General features: G+C 74.7%; 14 protein-coding genes. 8 read left to right on the forward strand and 6 right to left on the reverse strand.

All coding sequences use genetic code 11. The annotated features are described in order from the left end of the window. Positions 1-290: 290 nt before the first annotated feature. Entirely contained in the window at positions 291-509 is a 219-nt protein-coding gene (locus CP977_RS02460; RefSeq protein WP_062757166.1) for an MbtH family protein, read from the reverse strand. A 743-nt stretch (positions 510-1,252) separates the two neighbouring features. On the opposite strand from CP977_RS02460, the gene CP977_RS02465 reads away from it, so the two are divergent. Further along, the gene (locus CP977_RS02465) at positions 1,253-1,675 is read left to right on the forward strand and encodes an SsgA family sporulation/cell division regulator (protein ID WP_062757167.1); all 423 of its coding nucleotides are present in this window, start codon (positions 1,253-1,255) and stop codon (positions 1,673-1,675) included. 46 nt (positions 1,676-1,721) lie between these two features. Further along, positions 1,722-2,678: an oxygenase MpaB family protein gene (locus CP977_RS02470; protein WP_104860618.1), complete on the forward strand. Its 957-nt coding sequence runs from the start codon at positions 1,722-1,724 to the stop codon at positions 2,676-2,678. On the opposite strand, the gene CP977_RS02475 is transcribed toward CP977_RS02470, so the two are convergent. Together CP977_RS02475 and CP977_RS02480 are read right to left on the reverse strand one after the other, a co-directional pair. Beyond that, positions 2,647-2,997 carry a hypothetical protein gene (locus tag CP977_RS02475; RefSeq protein WP_062757168.1) on the reverse strand — a complete coding sequence of 117 codons (351 nt, stop codon included), beginning with the start codon at positions 2,995-2,997 and terminating at the stop codon, positions 2,647-2,649. The genes CP977_RS02470 and CP977_RS02475 overlap by 32 nt on opposite strands. Before the next feature lie 101 nt (positions 2,998-3,098). Beyond that, entirely contained in the window at positions 3,099-4,202 is a 1,104-nt protein-coding gene (locus CP977_RS02480; protein WP_079131355.1) for a serine/threonine-protein kinase, read from the reverse strand. A gap of 362 nt (positions 4,203-4,564) precedes the next feature. Here CP977_RS02480 and CP977_RS02485 point away from each other — a divergent pair, with 362 nt between their 5' ends. Next, positions 4,565-5,800, forward strand: coding sequence for an NAD(P)/FAD-dependent oxidoreductase (locus CP977_RS02485; protein ID WP_152369524.1), 1,236 nt, complete (start codon positions 4,565-4,567; stop codon positions 5,798-5,800). An 87-nt stretch (positions 5,801-5,887) separates the two neighbouring features. Here the strand turns inward: CP977_RS02485 and CP977_RS02490 are convergent, their stop codons facing one another. Further along, positions 5,888-6,478: a lytic polysaccharide monooxygenase auxiliary activity family 9 protein gene (locus CP977_RS02490; RefSeq protein WP_062757170.1), complete on the reverse strand. Its 591-nt coding sequence runs from the start codon at positions 6,476-6,478 to the stop codon at positions 5,888-5,890. A 375-nt stretch (positions 6,479-6,853) separates the two neighbouring features. On the opposite strand from CP977_RS02490, the gene CP977_RS02495 reads away from it, so the two are divergent. Together CP977_RS02495 and CP977_RS02500 are read left to right on the forward strand one after the other, a co-directional pair. Further along, entirely contained in the window at positions 6,854-11,134 is a 4,281-nt protein-coding gene (locus CP977_RS02495) for a DEAD/DEAH box helicase (protein WP_152369525.1), read from the forward strand. Between the two features lie 96 nt (positions 11,135-11,230). Beyond that, the gene (locus CP977_RS02500) at positions 11,231-11,497 is read left to right on the forward strand and encodes a DUF4235 domain-containing protein (protein WP_062757172.1); all 267 of its coding nucleotides are present in this window, start codon (positions 11,231-11,233) and stop codon (positions 11,495-11,497) included. Positions 11,498-11,572: 75 nt separating this feature from the next. Here the strand turns inward: CP977_RS02500 and CP977_RS02505 are convergent, their stop codons facing one another. Further along, positions 11,573-12,670, reverse strand: coding sequence for a glutamate--cysteine ligase (locus CP977_RS02505; protein WP_109186301.1), 1,098 nt, complete (start codon positions 12,668-12,670; stop codon positions 11,573-11,575). Between the two features lie 246 nt (positions 12,671-12,916). Here CP977_RS02505 and CP977_RS02510 point away from each other — a divergent pair, with 246 nt between their 5' ends. Continuing rightward, the gene (locus CP977_RS02510; protein ID WP_152369526.1) at positions 12,917-13,945 is read left to right on the forward strand and encodes a S66 family peptidase; all 1,029 of its coding nucleotides are present in this window, start codon (positions 12,917-12,919) and stop codon (positions 13,943-13,945) included. Positions 13,946-13,970: 25 nt separating this feature from the next. Here the strand turns inward: CP977_RS02510 and CP977_RS02515 are convergent, their stop codons facing one another. Continuing rightward, positions 13,971-14,651, reverse strand: coding sequence for a DUF4230 domain-containing protein (locus CP977_RS02515; RefSeq protein WP_062757175.1), 681 nt, complete (start codon positions 14,649-14,651; stop codon positions 13,971-13,973). Positions 14,652-14,826: 175 nt separating this feature from the next. On the opposite strand from CP977_RS02515, the gene CP977_RS02520 reads away from it, so the two are divergent. Both CP977_RS02520 and CP977_RS02525 read left to right on the forward strand, forming a co-directional pair. Continuing rightward, complete coding sequence (locus tag CP977_RS02520) at positions 14,827-15,438, forward strand: VanZ family protein (RefSeq protein WP_229991501.1); 612 nt, start codon at positions 14,827-14,829, stop codon at positions 15,436-15,438. A 10-nt stretch (positions 15,439-15,448) separates the two neighbouring features. Next, the gene (locus CP977_RS02525) at positions 15,449-15,928 is read left to right on the forward strand and encodes an HIT family protein (RefSeq protein ID WP_062757176.1); all 480 of its coding nucleotides are present in this window, start codon (positions 15,449-15,451) and stop codon (positions 15,926-15,928) included. Positions 15,929-15,948 lie beyond the last annotated feature (20 nt).

Genomic DNA, 15,948 nt, shown 5'->3' on the forward strand with positions numbered 1-15,948 from the left:
GCGCCGGGGAGATCTCGTACGGGGATGTGCCCGCCCCGCGCGGAACCGTGCGGTCCACGTGGTCCGCGGGGGCCGCGTGGTTCCGCACGGGGGAGAGAGGGAGGCCGCAGGACACCCCTGTCGATGTCTTCCGCAGGGGAGTCCCGGGCGCCATGAACGACCGGCCGTCACGGATGACCGGCCGGGGACTACTCGTGAGCGAAATCGCTCACAAGGTGAACGAAATTGACAGCCGAACCTTCGGAAGCACCGCCTGACCTGCGCAATGCCTCCGGCGACCCGACGAGGCGTCAGCCGGCTTCGGCCTCCATCGCCGCCACCAGTCCGGCGGGACGCATGTCGGTCCAGACGTTCTCGATCCGCTCCAGACACTCCTGGCGCGACCCTTCGGTCCCCTCGCGGTCCCAGCCGCCGGGAACGTCCAGATGCGCGGGCCAGAGGGAGTACTGGGCTTCGCCGTTCACCAGCACGACGAAGCGCCCCGACTCGTCATCGAAGGGATTGCTCACGTTCCCACCCGTTCTCGATATCTCGTTCCGGTCTTTTTCACGCGCGGTTCACCCGGCACCACCGGGCGGCCGGAGCGGGATTTCCCCCGCACTCCGCCACGCGCGCACCGCTCCCCCGGAGGGACTTCGCCACGACCGCGGAGGCCGGCGGTCCACCCGCTCCGGATCGGGACGACGAGCGCCCCCGGCCAAGACTTCCCCCCAAAGCGGAACTCACTCCAATCACATTAAAGGATCCACCTCGGCCAAGGACGCGGACCCACATGTTACTTTCCAGTAATTCATCGGAGGGAAAGCTCGGAAAGAGTGACGGTCATATGCCAAACGGCGCCCCCGGCGGGATATCCGGCCATCGAAAGCCCGTTTTACGTTCACTTGTCCGCCTATCACCCACGCCATTCCGGCTGCCCGCCCGACGCACCCGCCGGCCCCTCGTCACACCCCTCACCGACGTGCCACGCTCCCGTGCGCCGGGCATGCGCCCCGCCCGAACGGCGACCTCAAGCCGGAAAAGCGTCCCCTCCGGCCATCGCGGCGCACTCCGGGCGGCCGGTTGACGCCCCTCCGGGACCATCCGCCCCCGGCCTCGACAGGAGCGACCGTCAAGGACGGTTGACAGCCGCCACAAGTTCTCGACACATCCCTCTCCGTCACCACACACTTCCGTGGAGTGATCACGGCTCACGGGGTATCCGGACCGGGAAACGCCACCGCCCCGGGTGGCGTCCGAAGTTGGAGCCCCCGTGTCCCGTCCCAGTTCCCCCGTCCCGCCGGCCTGCCGCGAGATCAAGTGGAGGACGACCGCCTTCCTGATCACCGACTCCTGCCGCGTCCCCCTGGAGGCCACCGTCCGCTACCGGTCCCGCTCCCCCTTCGTCATCGCCCTCACCCTCCACACCCCGACGGGCGACACGGTGTGGCACCTGGACCGCGACATGTTCCTCGCCGGCACCGAGAAGCCCGTCGGCATCGGCGAGGTGCGCATCAGCCCCGCCCCCTACGACCGGCTCGTGCTGCGCCTGGGCGACCCCGCGCACGCCGCCCTGATCAGCCTCGGACGCGGGCCCGCGCTGCGCTGGCTGAACACGACGTACACCGTCGTGCCCGCGGGGACCGAGAGCTCCCACATCGACTGGCGACCGCTCCTCGACGTCCTCACCGACTGACCGCCGTGCCCGGAGGGCTTCGCCGCGGCGGGCGCATACTGGCCCTGTGGAGTGGTCGCCCCCGTTCGTGGACGACCTGAGGGAACGGCTCGGGAGCGAGCTCTTCCGACGCGTCGCCGGGCCCTCGGGCGAGAAGACGCGCGCCCGCGTCCACGAGACCCCGGGGCCGCGGTGGTTCGGTCCGGACCGGCCGATCCGCACGGTCCACGGCGACGCGGCGATGTTCGCCGGGGGCCTGACGGCGCTGCTGCTGCAGTCGCTGCACCCCTCGGCCATGGCGGCGGTGGCGGCGCATTCGGGGTTCCGGGGCGATCCGTGGGGGCGGTTGCAGCGGACCAGCACGTTCCTCGCGGTCACGACGTTCGGTACGGCCGAGGACGCGCGGGACGCGGTGGAGCGCGTGCGCGCGGTCCACGAGCGGGTGCGGGGCACCACGCCCGGAGGGCTGCCGTACCGGGCCTCCGACCCGCACCTCCTGGGCTGGGTGCACGTGGCGGAGGTCCACAGCTTCCTGCGGGCCCACCTGCGCTACGGGGCGGCGCCGCTCAGCCGTTCGGACTGCGACGGCTACGTGGCGGACACGGCCCGGATCGCCGAGGAGCTGGGGGCGGAGCGGCCGCCCCGGGACCTGGCCGAGCTGGCGCGGCGCCTGGAGTCGTACCGCGGTGAACTCGGCGGCACCCGCGAGGCCCGGGAGGCCGCCCGGTTCCTGCTGCGGGACCCGCCGATCCCCCGGCGGGCCCGGGTGCCGTACGCGCTGCTCGCGGCGGGGGCGGTGGAGCTGCTGCCGCCGTGGGCGCTCGGGGAGCTGGGGCTCCCGTCGCTCCCCCGGCCCGCGCGGGCGGCGGCGCGTACGGGCGGACGGCTGGCGGTCGGCGGCATCCGCTGGGCGATGACCCCGCCCCGCCCGTCCGGCCCTCCTCGTACACCTCGGCCGTCCCGTACTCCTCGTGCGCGGGCCGGCGGAGCGCCTACCGGAAGAACGCCAGGTAGTAGTCCGTGAACGTCATGCGGTGCCGTCCGTCCGCGTCGGCGCTCTCGGGGACGAACTCCGGGGCCTTCTCGATCTGTTCCCTGGTGCAGCCGACGAAGACCGTCTCCGCCTCCCGGTCCACGGCGGTGACGATCCCCGCGGGGACCACGACCTGCCGACCGAGGATCCAGGGGCCGGTGTCCACGACCAGGTGGTACCGACCGGCCTCGGCGGAGTGCTTGTCGATCTTCCCGATCCCGCCGTCCGTCGCTTCGACCGCGTAACCGGTCAGGTCCGTGCCGGTCGCGTGGAGGGCGGTCCCGGGGAAGGTCCATATGTCGTGGTGCAAGGGTGTTTCCTCTCTTTCGGGTGCGCAGGGTTCTCTCGGGTATGCAGGGTTCTTTCGGGTGCGCAGGGTGGGCGGGACGCGCGGTCGGCGTCGGCCGCCCTTCACCGGCCGCTCGACGGGCCCTCCGGCGTACGGGGGTCGGCGGTGGTCCGGTAGGACGGCCCGGGAGGCGCCTCCTCCGCCGCGGCCGGGGCGCCGATCGACCCGGTCAGCGTCGCGCCGAGCACGGCCAGCGCCGCACAGGCGGCGAGTGCGCGGCCGGAGCGGTGGGGAACGGGACGCGGGGGCGGCGTGGTGTCCGCCGTCTCCGCGTCGCCGTACGGGGTCCGGGCCCCTTCCGTGGCACCGGGGCCGGTGGCGAGGAGCGGCGCGCCGTCCCCGCCCGGCATGGCCGTCAGTGCGCGGAAGCAGGCGTCGGCGTCGGGCCTGCCGGTCTCGTCCGGGTCCGTCATGGCCTCCAGCAGTCCGGCGAGGTCCACCGGGAGGCCCTCGGGGACGACGGGCGGCCGGTGCAGCCTGGCGATCGCGGACTCCAGGGGGGCTCCCCCGTACTCCCGTTCGCCCTTGAGGGATTCGAGGAGCACCAGGCCGAGGCTGTAGACGTCCGCCGCCGGTCCGGTTCCCCTGCCCAGGACCTGCTCGGGGGCCATGTAGGCGGCGGTTCCCACGAGGGGGCCGGTCTCGGTGCGGGCGGCGGGGTCGAGCAGCCGGGATATGCCGAAGTCGGTCAGGTACGGGAGGCCCGTGCCGTCCAGGAGGACGTTCGACGGCTTGACGTCGCGGTGTACGACGCCGGTCGCGTGCACGTGGGCGAGCGCGGAGGCGAGCGCGGCTCCGGTCCGGGCGGTCTCGCGGGCGGTGAGGGGGGACGCGGCGATGCGCCGGCGCAGGGTCGTTCCCCTGACGAGCTGCATCACGAGGTAGGGCCGGCCCTCCTCCTGTCCGGAGTCGTACAGGGTCACGAGTCCGGGGTGCCGCATCCGGGCCAGCAGGCGCCCCTCGTCCTCGATGTGGTCGCCCGTCGGGAGTTCGCCGCCCGGCCGGAAGAACTTGACCGCCACCGGTCGCCGCAGGCGCAGGTCCAGCGCCTCGTACACGTCGGCCGCGCCTCCGCGTCCCAGCAGACCGTCGAGCCGGTACCGTCCGGCGACCGCGTGGGCCGTGAGCCGGAGGTCCGGTCGGACCGACCATGGACGGGCCATCATCGACGCTCCTTGCGTTGCGTTGCCGTCTTCCGCCGTTCGCCCGTCCGCGGGTACGCCGGCCGTCCCGGACCGGCGCGCGGTCCGGGCCGCGGGCGCCACTCGTGCGCGGGTACGGAGTACGCGTGCCCCGGGAGCGCCGGGGCATCCCCGTACGGGGGCGGGGAATTCGGCGGAGGGGCGCCGGGCGGCGGGGCGGCCGGGCACCCGGAAGAGCGGCGTGCCCTCCCCCTGCGGACCGCGCGCCCGCCGTAACGTGACGGCCCGGGGCCGGGGAGCCGGGTGGTCCGGCAGTCCAGCGGTCCGACGGCTCGGCAGTCCAGTGGTTCGGCGGTTCGGCGGTTCGGCGAAAAGTGAGGGCGTTCATGGGGCAGAGGGACGACGGCGTCGACGTGGTGGTCGTCGGAGCGGGGGTCGCCGGTCTGGCCTGCGCGGCCGACCTGGTCGCCGGCGGGCTCCGGGTGCGCCTGTTCGAGGCGTCCGACGCCGTGGGCGGCCGGATGCGCACCGACCGGGTCGCGGGTTTCACCGTCGACCGCGGCTTCCAGGTGTTCAACACCTCCTATCCGCAGGTGAAGAGGCGCCTCGACCTGCGGGCCCTGCGGCTGAGGCCGTTCACGCCGGGCGTCCTCGTGCACACCGACGACGGGTTCCGGCGCTTCGTCGATCCCACCCGCCGCCCCCGCGAGGGCCGGGACCTGCTGCCCGGACGGCTCGCCTCGGCCCGGGACCTGGCCGCCCTGGGCGTGCTGTCGGCCCGGGACGTCCTGGCGCCGGTCCGGTACCTGCGGAGCCGGCCCGACGCCACCACCCTCACCGCCCTGGCCGACGCCGGCGTCTCGGCGGACCTGGTGGAGACCTTCTTCCGGCCGTTCCTGTCGGGGATCTTCCTGGAGGACGAGCTGGAGACCTCCGCCCGTTTCTTCCACCTCGTCTGGCGCACGATGCTGCGCGGCACCCTGTGCCTGCCGGCCGACGGCATCGGAGCCGTACCCGCGCAGCTGGCGTCCGGGCTTCCGGCCGGCGTGCCGCGCACCGGGGAGCCGGTCGCGTCGCTGACCGACCGGGGCGTGGCCCTGGCCGACGGCGGCGAGGTGGCCGCCCGCGCGGTCGTGGTCGCCACCGGCCAGGGTGCCGCCGCCCGGCTTCTCCCCGGCCTGGAGGTGCCGGACGGACGGGTCGTCACGACCCTGTACCACGCGGCGGGACGCTCCCCGCTGTCCGAACCGACGCTGGTGGTCGACGCGCGGCGCCGCTTCCTCAACACCTGTGTCCTGACCGAGGTGCACCGGGGCTTCTCGCCGGACGGCCGGGCGCTGGTCTCGACCTCCGTCCTCGGGGACCCGGACGAGAAGGGGGAGGCGGCGGTCCTGACCGCCCTCTCCGAGGTGTACGGCACGGACGCCCGGTCCTGGGAGCCGGTGCACCGCGTCGTGGTGCGCGACGCCCTCCCGGCCATGCCTCCGCCCCTCGCGCTGTCGCGCACCAGCCGCTTCGCGCCCGGCCGGTACGTGTGCGGGGACCACCGCGCGACGGGCTCGGTGCAGGGCGCCCTGGCCTCGGGCGCCCGTGCGGCCCGGGAGGTCCTGGCCGATCTGTGACCGCGCTCCTCCGTTCCCGTCCGGTGCGGGGACGCGGCGGCGGGCCGGGGGACGGCCGTGCGGTCCCCCGGCCCGTGGCCCCGGGCGTCAGAACTTCACGTCGGAGCAGGCGTAGAAGGCGTTGCCGGTGTCGGCGACGGACCAGACCCCGAGGATGAGGTGGCGGCCGCTCTTCTGGGGCAGGACGCCCGTGTGGGTGACCGTGGAGCCGGGCCGCTGTCCGCCGAAGGGCACCGTCAGGAACGGCTGCGGGTCCAGATCGGCCCTGGTCAGCGGCTTGGTCGGGTCCCAGCCGTCCTTGGTGACGTAGTAGCGGAAGTCGGTGGTGGCGTGGCGTGCGGTGATCCGCCAGACGAAGGTGTGGTTCCGGCCCGCGGTGAGGGCGGTGGCCGGCCAGTTCCCGCCGCGCGGGTCGTCCAGCTCGGAGAAGCGGCCGTTGCCGCCCGCGCAGATGGTCCCGTCGACCGGCCCGCGCGCGGGGAAGCCCTTGGGGCCCTCGACGCTCGGCGGCTCCCACTGGATCTGCCCGCATCCGCGGACGGTTCCGTTGCCGCACAGCTGCTGACGGCTGACGGGCGAGTCGGTGTAGCCGTGGCCCTGGGCGCTGCCGGTGGCGGCGAGGAGGGTTCCGCCGACGACGCCGAGGCCGAGGAGTAAGGAGGTGATCTTCCTGCGCATGACGTGCTCCCGTTGTCCTGGAAGGCGAGTGGGGGACGGACGCGCGCCTCCGGTGTGCCGCCGGTTCGGAGAACGGGGACGGGTCGGGGCACGGGGAACAACCGGAAGACACGCGTCCGATGCGGTCTAGACCAAGTGAAAGGCTAGCCCCGCCACTTGGACATGTCCATACCAATGGAGGCACGGGCGCCGCCGCCGTGAGCGGCGCGCCCACGCGCCACCGGAACGGGTGACGGGTCCTCAGGGCCTTGACGGGCGCGGGGGATCGGCACCCTTCGACCGACGCATCCGGGCGAGCGAAGGAGCGGACGAAGGGACGGGGGTTCCTATCCTGTACGTGTTCGTTCCGTCACTCTTCGCGCAGGGAGCCTCTTGTTGGGTACGCAGTCTCAGACGGTCGGGGTCGGGGTCGGGTCCGAGGTCGGTGCGTCGTGGCACGAGCGGGCGCGGGGCGTCGTCGCGTCCGGCGGCTTCGACCCGCGCCTCGCGGCCGAGGCGGAGGAGCTGGCGCTCGCGGGCGGATTGACCCCGCGGGACCTTCGGCTCCTGCTCCTCGTGGCGGGTGACCACCCCGGATGGCTCCCCGCCCGGAGACGCGCGCTCGCGGCCCTGGACACCTCCCCGGAGGGGCCGTGGCAGGTGCTGGCCCTGCACACGCGGACGGAGGCCTGGGCGCCGCCCGCGTACACGGAGTCCTGCGAGCGGCTGCCGAACGGGGAGGTCCTCCACCGGGCGGAGCTCCGGATCGGCCCGGCCGACGCGGTCGTGAACGGCCCCGCCCGGACGGCCCCTTCGCCGGAGCGGGCGCGCCGGGCGGCGGCCGACGCCGCGCTCAGGGCCCTGGCCGGCGTCGGTACGGAGCGGCTGCGGCTCCCGGCGATGGCGGCGGAGGCGTTCGACTCGCTGCTGAGCACGCGGCTGGCCGGTGCGGAGCACCCGGGCGAGGAGCTCGGCGCCGAGCTCGTGCGACGGACGGCCGCCTCGCGCCTGCGGCACCGCGACGCCCTGCGGCTGCTCTTCGACACGACGGCCCCCGGGTGGCGGGAGGTCCGGCTGCTCGCCCTCGACCACACGGCGCGGATGCCGCCGTCGGCCGCGACCCTGCTGCAGTGGCGGGCCGAGGCGTGCCGTGCCGAACTCCGCCACACGACGGTGGAGCGCCCCGGGGGCTCCGCCTCGGCGTGGAGCTGGACCGGGCCCGACGGCCGGGTCCGCACGGGCCCCGAGCGGTTCTCCGGCGACCGGCGCACGTCCCTGCACGCCGCCGCGGTCGCCCTCCTCGCCCTGCTGTGCGGGCTGCCCGAACCACGGGACCGGGCGGCGGAGAAGCCCCGGAAGGCCCCGCCCCGGATCCAGCCGGCGCCCCGGGGCGAGGACCCGGTGAAGTACCTGAACAAGTACACCCAGCTGGAGGTGATCACGAAGCCGGAGCCGACCGTCACCTCCAGGCCCAGGAGCATCACCTGCACGTACACGTGCCGGCACGTGGCGACGGGCACGACGGTGCGGGCCACGGGCACGGCGCGCGCGAAGGGGGACGCGCGCCGGGAGGCGGCCGCGGCGCTCCTCAACGAGCTGGCCCGGCTGGACGCGCGGACCGCCCCCCGGCCGGAACGGCCCGGGCCTCCGCCGCCGTCTCCTCCCGCCCCCGTTCCCGCCCCCGTCGTGATCCCGAGGCCCCGGCCCGCACGGCCGGCGGTCGTCCTGCCCGGGCCTCGGACGGAAACGGCCCCTGCGGCCCCTGAAGCACCGAAGGCGCCGGGGACTCCGGGAGTGCCCGGGCCCCCGGAAGTGACCCCGATGGACGGGCTGTCGGCCGGTGCCGTGGCCGGTGAGGCGCTCGCGGCCGGGTGCGCGCTCTCCCTCGTCCCGCCGACCGGCGGCGAGCCGGTGGCCGGGATGCTGCTGTACCGGGCCGACGGCACGCCGATGCCCGAGGCGCCGCTGCCCGCCCCGCTCACCGCGACCGTCCGCCGGGTTCTCGTGTCCGCGGCCGACGGGCCCGTGCCGGTGGCCGGTTGGCTGCTGCCCCTCGCCGAGGCCGTGCCGCTGCTGCTCGGGCGGTCCCGGTTCACCGCGTGGCACTCCACGGCCGTGGAGTGGGAGCAGGCGGTGCGCCTAGGCGTACGGCTCGTGGCCGCCGGGCTCGTCCGCCCGGCGCTCGGCCCCGAGGGGGCCGGCCGGTGGCGGATCGGCCCCCTTCCGGACACCGCCTTACGGGCCGTGGACGAGCTGGCACACCGCCTGTCGCCCCACGCGCACGCCGTCACCGCCGACGGGCCCGTCCCGTCGGCGCGGGAAGCCGTCCTCGTCTTCCTGGACTCCGTGGCCGACGGCCTGGTGCGTACTCCCCCGGCCCCGGCGGTCACGTCCGGCCCCGGCCCGTTCACCGGCCCCGCCGGCGTCCGCGTCCCGCCCGCGGAGGCCGAGGCGGTACGGCCGTGGCTCGACGCGGCCGAGGACCGGACGGACGACGGACCGCCGCCCGGTCTCGTCCTGGAGATGCGGGAACCCCCCGAACGGGAGGCTCAGGAGGGGCGCCTGACCGGCCGTCTCCTGCTCGCCGGCGGGACCGGGCGGGAGGAGGGGTACGAGGTCGCGGCCGATCTGCTCTGGTCGGGGCGCGCCTCCCTCCACGGCGCCGACCGGAACCGGTCGCGCGAGCGGGTCGGGCGCCGTCTGGAACGGCTGGAGCGGCTGTGCCCCGGCCTGTCGGGACTGACCTCACGGCCCGGGGCGTTCACGGTGGACGCGACGGGGATCGCGCGGCTCCTCGCGGCGGAGGAGGAGCTGGCCGCCGCCGGCCTGCGGCTGCGCTGGCCCGACAGCCTGCGCCGGGGCCTCTCCTCGTACGCGGTCGTCGGCGCCGCGACGGCCGCCCGTGGCGGGGCCCCCGGGTTCGGTCTCCAGGCGCTGCTGGACTTCCGGTGGCAGGTCGCGCTCGGCGACGACATCCTCGACGAGGCCGAGATGGACGCGCTGGCCGAGGCCGCCCGCCCCCTGGTCCGGGTGCGCGGCCGGTGGGTCCTGCTCGACCCCGCCGTGCGCGCCCGCGCGCGGCGGCGGGAGATCGGCCGGCTGACCGGCACCGCCGCCCTCACCGCCGCGCTCACCGGCACCGTCGACGTCGACGGCCGGCGGGTCGCCTGCCGGGCGGCCGGTGACCTGGCCGGTGTCGTCGCCACGCTGCGCCGGGGCGAGCGCGTCTCCCCCGTCGCCGTCCCGTCCCTGCTGAGGGCCGTCCCGCGCGGCTACCAGGAGCGCGCCCTGGCGTGGCTCGCCCACACCGGCGGCATCGGGTTCGGTGCAGTCCTCGCCGACGACATGGGCCTCGGCAAGACCCTCACCGCGATCGCCTACGTCCTCCACCGCCACGAGACCGGGCGCACCGGGCCCGTCCTGGTGGTGTGCCCGTCCTCCCTGGTCACCAACTGGCGGCGGGAGATCGACCGGTTCGCCCCGCACCTGGACGTGGTCCGCTACCACGGCGCCGGCCGGAGCCTCGCGTCCGTCGGCGGGCGCACGGTCGTGCTCACCACCTACGGCGTCCTGCGCAGGGACGCGGAACTGGCGGCCGTCTCCTGGGACCTGGTGGTCGCCGACGAGGCCCAGCACGCCAAGAACCACGCCTCCGCGACCGCCCGCGCCCTTCGGTCGCTCGCCTCCACGGCCCGGCTCGCCCTGACCGGGACCCCCGTGGAGAACAACCTCTCCGAACTGTGGTCGCTGATCGACTGGGCCAACCCCGGCCTGTTCGGCACGCTGGAGGCGTTCCGGTCCCGCTACGCGGCCGCCGCCGAACGCGAACCCGACGGCCCCGCCGCCCAGGCCCTCGCCCGTCTCGTCGCGCCGTTCGTCCTGCGCCGCACCAAGAGCGACCCCGGCATCGCGCCGGAGCTGCCCGCCAAGGTCGAGACGCGCAGGATCGTGGAGCTCACCCCCGAGCAGGTCGCCCTGTACGAGGCCGTGGTCCGGGAGACCCTCGACCGGATCGCCGGTGCATCCGCCACCACCCGATCGGGCCTGGTCCTGAAGCTGATCACCGCGCTCAAGCAGATCACGAACCATCCCGCCCACTACCTCCGCGAGGCGCACCCCGGCGCCGCGCACGTACGGAGGTTCGGCCGGCGGTCGGCCAAGCTGGAGGCGCTGGCCGACCTCGTCGGGACGATCGTCCGGAACGGCGAGGCCGCCCTCGTCTTCACCGGCTACGTCGCCATGGGCCGGCTCCTGGAGGAACACCTCGCGCACCTGGGCCACCGCCCGCTGTTCCTGCACGGCGGTCTGGACGCCCGGCGGCGGCAGGAGCTGGTCGACGCCTTCCAGGGTGGTGGGGCGCCCCTGCTCCTGCTCTCCCTCAAGGCCGGCGGCACCGGCCTCAACCTGACCCGGGCCAGCCACGTCGTCCACTTCGACCGCAGCTGGAACGCGGCGGTCGAGGACCAGGCGTCCGACCGCGCCCACCGGATCGGCCAGCGGCGGACCGTCACCGTCCACCGGCTCGTCACCCGGGGCACGATCGAGGACCGGATCGACCGGCTCCTCGCCCACAAACGCGCCCTGCAGAACACCGTCCTGGCCTCCGGCGGCACCGGTTTCGCCCGCCTCACCGACCGTGAACTCGCCGAACTCGTCCGTCTGGGGGCACCCGGATGAACGCGGCCCCGCCCCGCGGCGCCGCTGGTCACGGGGCGCATGCGGGTCGGCCACCGGGGTAGCCGGGGCAGTGACCGGAGGAAAGGAAGAAACACCATGAAACCGTCACGCCTCGTGTTCAAGCCGCTCTCGCTCGCCGTGAGCGCCGGAACCGGTGTGCTCGCGGGAGCCGCGTTCAAGAAGGCGTGGCAGATCCTGGGGCACGAAGACGACGCTCCCGACGCCACCGACGAGCACCGGCGCTGGCGCGAGATCCTGATCGCCGCGGCGCTGCACGGCGCCATCTTCGCCGTGGTGAAGGCCGCGGTCGACCGCGGCGGGGCCACGGCGGTGCGCCGGATCACGGGTACCTGGCCCGCCTGACCCGTCCCGCTCGCCGGACGACGGCCCGGAGCGCCGCCCCCGTGGAAAGGGGCGGCGCTCCGGGCCGTTCGGGTCTCACTCGGCGGCGGTCGTGATCCGGGCGCAGGCCTTCACGACCTCGTGGAGGTCCAGGCCCTCGTCGCGCAGGGCGCGCTGGCGGTCCGCCCCGCCGCCGTGGGCCAGGTGCGCGGCGATCCCCTTCCGGGCCGCGTCGAGGTCGCCGGTGTCCGCCAGGGCCTCCTCGACGTGGTCGAGGAGGGCTTCGTACGCCGTCTCGACGGAGGTCTCCTCCAGAGTGACGGGGTGGAGGAGCGGTCCCCGGAGCCCGGACCGGGCGGCGCGCCAGGACGCGAGCCGCAGCAGCCCGGCGGAGACGGGGGCGGGGGGTTCGCCGTCGCGCCAGGCGCGGGCGGCGGTCTCCACGAGGCCCCGGGCGAGGGTGGCGATGAGGACGGTGGTGTCGGGCTCCAGGCAGACGTCGGCGACCCGGATCTCCACGGTCGGGTAGTTCGCGGAGAGGCGGGCGTCGAAGTAGATCATGCCGGAGTCGCGCAGGACGCCGGTCTCCACCATGGCCTCGACCTGCTGGTGGTACACGTCCGGGGTGCCGAAGAGCTCGTACGGGCCGGCCGACGGCCAGCGGTTCCAGACGCGGCTGCGGTAGCTGCTGTACCCGCTGTCCTCGCCCTGCCAGAAGGGGGAGTTCGCGCTGAGCGCGTTCAGGAGGTAGAGCCAGGGCCTGATCCGGTCCAGGACGGCGACGCCTTCCTCGTCGGAGTCCACGGCGACGTGGACGTGGCAGCCGCACGTCAGCTGCTCCTTGGTGGTGAGGGCGAACTGCTCGGCCATCCACCGGTACCTCTCGCCCCGGTGGCGGGACGGCTCGACGGGGACGGGCGAGGTGGCGAGGGCGGCGACGACCGCGTCGGACTCCCGGGCGTACCGCAGCGCCTCGCCCCGCCACCGTACGATCTCCTTACGCATCTCCCCCATGTCCGTCAGCGGCTGGGTGGAGAACTCCAGCTGCTCCTGGTGCAGCTCCTTCTCGAAGACCTCCCCCGCCTCACCGCCGCGCAGGGCCGCCGACGCCAGCACCGCCGACGACACGGCGAACGGCTCGCCCGTCCTGGCGTTGACGAGCATCAGCTCTTCCTCGACTCCTACCGTGCGCATCGGCCTCTCCCCTACGACAGCGAACGCCCCGCGCCACCGGCCGCCGGAAGGGGCCGCGAGCGGTGCGAGACAGTGACTTTCTCCCGCGTATGCCCACTTCCGCGTCCGCGACGCACTTCGCACCCCCTCTCTCAACAGGCGTTTTCAACTCCCCCGCCACGCAGCAGAGTCCGGGGAGGGCCGGTCCGTCCGCGCACGCCGGAAACCGATGTCGGGGCGCCGCAGGGCCGTGCCACAATCCCGCGCATGACCGTTCGATACCCCCGTCCCCTGCGCCCCGGCGACCGCATCGGCGTCACCTCCCCGTCGAGCGGAGTCCCGAAGGAGTTGCGGGCGCGCCTCGACGTGGCGGTCCGCGAGGTGGAGGCGCGGGGGTACGAGGTGGTCGTCGGCCGCTGCATGGACGGCGCCGGCCACGTCAGCGCCCCCGCCGCCGAGCGCGCGGACGAGCTGATGTCGATGCTGACGGATCCCGGCATCGCGGCGGTGGTGCCGCCGTGGGGCGGGGAGACGGGGATCGACCTGCTGCCGCTGCTCGACCTCGACCGGCTGCGGGACGCCGAGCCGACCTGGCTCGTCGGGTTCTCCGACCTGTCGACCCTGCTCGCGCCGCTGACCCTCCTCACCGGGGTGGCGACCGTGCACGGGAACAACCTGATGGACACCCCCTACCGCGTGCCCGAGGGGCTCCTGTCCTGGCTCGACGTCGTCGCCGCCCCTCGGGGGCACCGGTTCACGCAGGTCCCGCCGAACCGCTTCCGGGCCGGGGGGTGGGACGACTACCGCACCGACCCCGAGGTGCGCGAGTTCACGCTGGACGCGTCCGGCGGGTGGACCAGGCTCGACGCGGACGGGGACGTGGAGGCCGAGGGGCGCCTGATCGGCGGCTGCGTCGAGATGCTGTGCAACCTCGCGGGGACGCCCTGGCTCGACGTCCGGGAGTTCGCGCGGGCCGAGTCCCCGGAAGGGCTCCTGGTGTACGTGGAGGCGGGGGGCGACGACGCGTTCGCCATCTGCCGGAACCTGCACGGGATGCGGCTGGCCGGCTTCTTCGACCCGGCGAACGCGGTGCTCGTCGGCCGGACCTCGGCGCCCGGCACCGCCTCGCTCACCCAGCACGAGGCCGTGCTCGACGCGCTCGGGCCGCTGGGCGTGCCGATCGTCGCCGACGTCGAGTGCGGGCACGTCCCGCCGTACCTGCCCCTGGTCAACGGGGCGCGGGGGCGGGTCGTGCACACCTCGGCGCGCAGCGAGCTGACCCAGACGCTGGACTGACGCGCCGGGCCCCGGGTGCACGGGCTCAGCCGTAGGTGACGGTGACCTTCTCGAAGCCGAGGGCGCGCAGGAGGCCCTGGAGCATGGCGGTGGTGTTGCGTTCCGCCCGGGTGGTGAGGTCGCTCTCCTTCGCGGCCTCGCCGATGCGCTGGGCGGCCAGGACGTTGACGGCCTGCTCGCCCGCCGGGTTGTCGGAGAAGAGGTCGCCGAGCCGGTCGAGGAGTCCCCGCTGCTTGGAGACCGCGTAGGACCGCTCGGGGTCGAGGTACGGCCGGTCGAGCCGGGCGTGCGGCAGGCGGAGAGTGGCGGTGGTGCGCTCCTCGTCCACGGTGACGGCGTCCTCGGCGAGGCCCGAGAAGTCGACGTGGGCGCCGACGCTGCCGTTGGCCACGTACAGCGTGCGGGTGCCGCGGATCGCGTCGGGCAGGAACCGGGCGTCCTTCTCCAGGTCGACCACGACCTGGTAGGTGCCGACGGCCCCCTCGTGGCGGTTCATGTCCTGGATCGACTTCAGAACGGCGGGCCCGGAGCGGTCCTTGGTCTCGGTCCCGAACAGGTCGCCCAGGCCCGGCGGCTGGAAGAACCGGCCCAGCAGGACCAGCACCAGGATCAGGGCGAGGAGTCCGGCTGCGAGGGGCCATCCGCGGGCGGCGCGCCCGGGCCGCCGGGGCTCGCGCGGGGGTCTGCTCTCCGTGTCGTCTGCCATGCGCGTCTCGTGCCCGCCGTGCTCCCGTACATGCGCAACACCGCGGTATCCGCGGCTCGTTGGTGCTCGTGTGCCGGTTGTGGCCGTTGTCGCGCCGGGCCGGGGCGCGTGGGTTGCGGCCTCGCTTCCCGGGTAGCCGCATCCCCTCGGAGAGGCCTGACGATGGGGGCGGAACATGAGGATGTGGAGACGGGACCGGAGGACGGACGAAACGGCGGGGACGGGGGCGGACGGTCCCGTACCTCCCGAGCCGCCCCGGGAGGCGCCGCGCCGGCCGGGCCGGGCGGTGCGGGCGCTGGTGGCGCTGGTCGCCCTCGCGGGAATGGTGGCGTTCGCGATCGTCCTGGCCAGGCTCACCCTGAACGCGTCGCCCGCGTCCGTACCCCTCACCCACAGCAACCTGACGCCGGGCAGCTCGATCCGCGCGTACCTGGGGCAGCCCGAGTTCGTGGAGACGGTCAAGCAGTTGGGCGGCAACGTGCTGCTCGGCGTGCCGTTCGGCATCCTGCTGCCGCTGCTCTCGCGCAGGACCCGGGGCCTGGTGCGCGTGGCCCTGCTCACGATCGTGACGATGCTGTTCGTCGAGCTGGTCCAGGGCGCCCTCATCACGGGGCGCGCCTTCGACATCGACGACGTCATGCTCAACACCGCCGGCGCGCTGCTCGGCTACCTGCTCGTCGGGCGGCGCCTGGGGCGCGCGGTGCACCCCCGCGTCCGGCGCCGGTGGTGGCAGCGGCGCACCGTCCGGCGGAAGGGCTCCGAAAGGGCGTTGACGGCCGACAGGTAGCGTCACGGGCATGACGGACGACTGGCGGAAAGACCGGATCGGGACCGCGCTGCGGGGCGAGAACCCCACGGTGCTGCGGCGCCTCGACGCCTCCTTCGCGGTGATCGGCGACGTGCAGTTCCTGCCGGGCTACTCGGTGCTCCTCGTGGACGACCCGGACGTGCGGCGGCTGTCCGAGCTGCCGAGGGCGAGGCGCCTGACGTTCCTCACCGAGATGGACCGGCTCGGCGAGGCGGTCGAGCGGGCCTGCCGCCGTCTGGATCCGGCCTTCCGCCGGGTCAACCTGGAAATCCTGGGGAACACCGATCCGTTCCTGCACGCGCACGTGTGGCCGCGGTTCGACTGGGAGCCGGCCGACCTCGTGGGCAAGCCGGTGTGGCTGTACCCGCCCGACCGGTGGAGCGACGAGCGGTTCCGGCTCGGCCCGCGGCACGGCGCCCTGCGGGACGCGATCGGCGAGGAGCTGGACCGGCTGCGGACGACGGCCTGACGAACGGAAACTGGACCTGG

Source organism: Streptomyces cinereoruber, from assembly GCF_009299385.1.
Taxonomy (GTDB): domain Bacteria; phylum Actinomycetota; class Actinomycetes; order Streptomycetales; family Streptomycetaceae; genus Streptomyces; species Streptomyces bikiniensis.

What these genes read in the sequence shown, in the direction of transcription:
- CP977_RS02480 (WP_079131355.1), bottom strand. Translation starts at nt 4,202, where the DNA reads ATGATGGCCCGTCCATGGTCGGTCCGACCGGACCTCCGGCTCACGGCC.
- CP977_RS02485 (WP_152369524.1), top strand. Translation starts at nt 4,565, where the DNA reads ATGGGGCAGAGGGACGACGGCGTCGACGTGGTGGTCGTCGGAGCGGGG.
- CP977_RS02490 (WP_062757170.1), bottom strand. Translation starts at nt 6,478, where the DNA reads ATGCGCAGGAAGATCACCTCCTTACTCCTCGGCCTCGGCGTCGTCGGC.
- CP977_RS02500 (WP_062757172.1), top strand. Translation starts at nt 11,231, where the DNA reads ATGAAACCGTCACGCCTCGTGTTCAAGCCGCTCTCGCTCGCCGTGAGC.
- CP977_RS02505 (WP_109186301.1), bottom strand. Translation starts at nt 12,670, where the DNA reads ATGCGCACGGTAGGAGTCGAGGAAGAGCTGATGCTCGTCAACGCCAGG.
- CP977_RS02510 (WP_152369526.1), top strand. Translation starts at nt 12,917, where the DNA reads ATGACCGTTCGATACCCCCGTCCCCTGCGCCCCGGCGACCGCATCGGC.
- CP977_RS02515 (WP_062757175.1), bottom strand. Translation starts at nt 14,651, where the DNA reads ATGGCAGACGACACGGAGAGCAGACCCCCGCGCGAGCCCCGGCGGCCC.
- CP977_RS02520 (WP_229991501.1), top strand. Translation starts at nt 14,827, where the DNA reads ATGAGGATGTGGAGACGGGACCGGAGGACGGACGAAACGGCGGGGACG.
- CP977_RS02525 (WP_062757176.1), top strand. Translation starts at nt 15,449, where the DNA reads ATGACGGACGACTGGCGGAAAGACCGGATCGGGACCGCGCTGCGGGGC.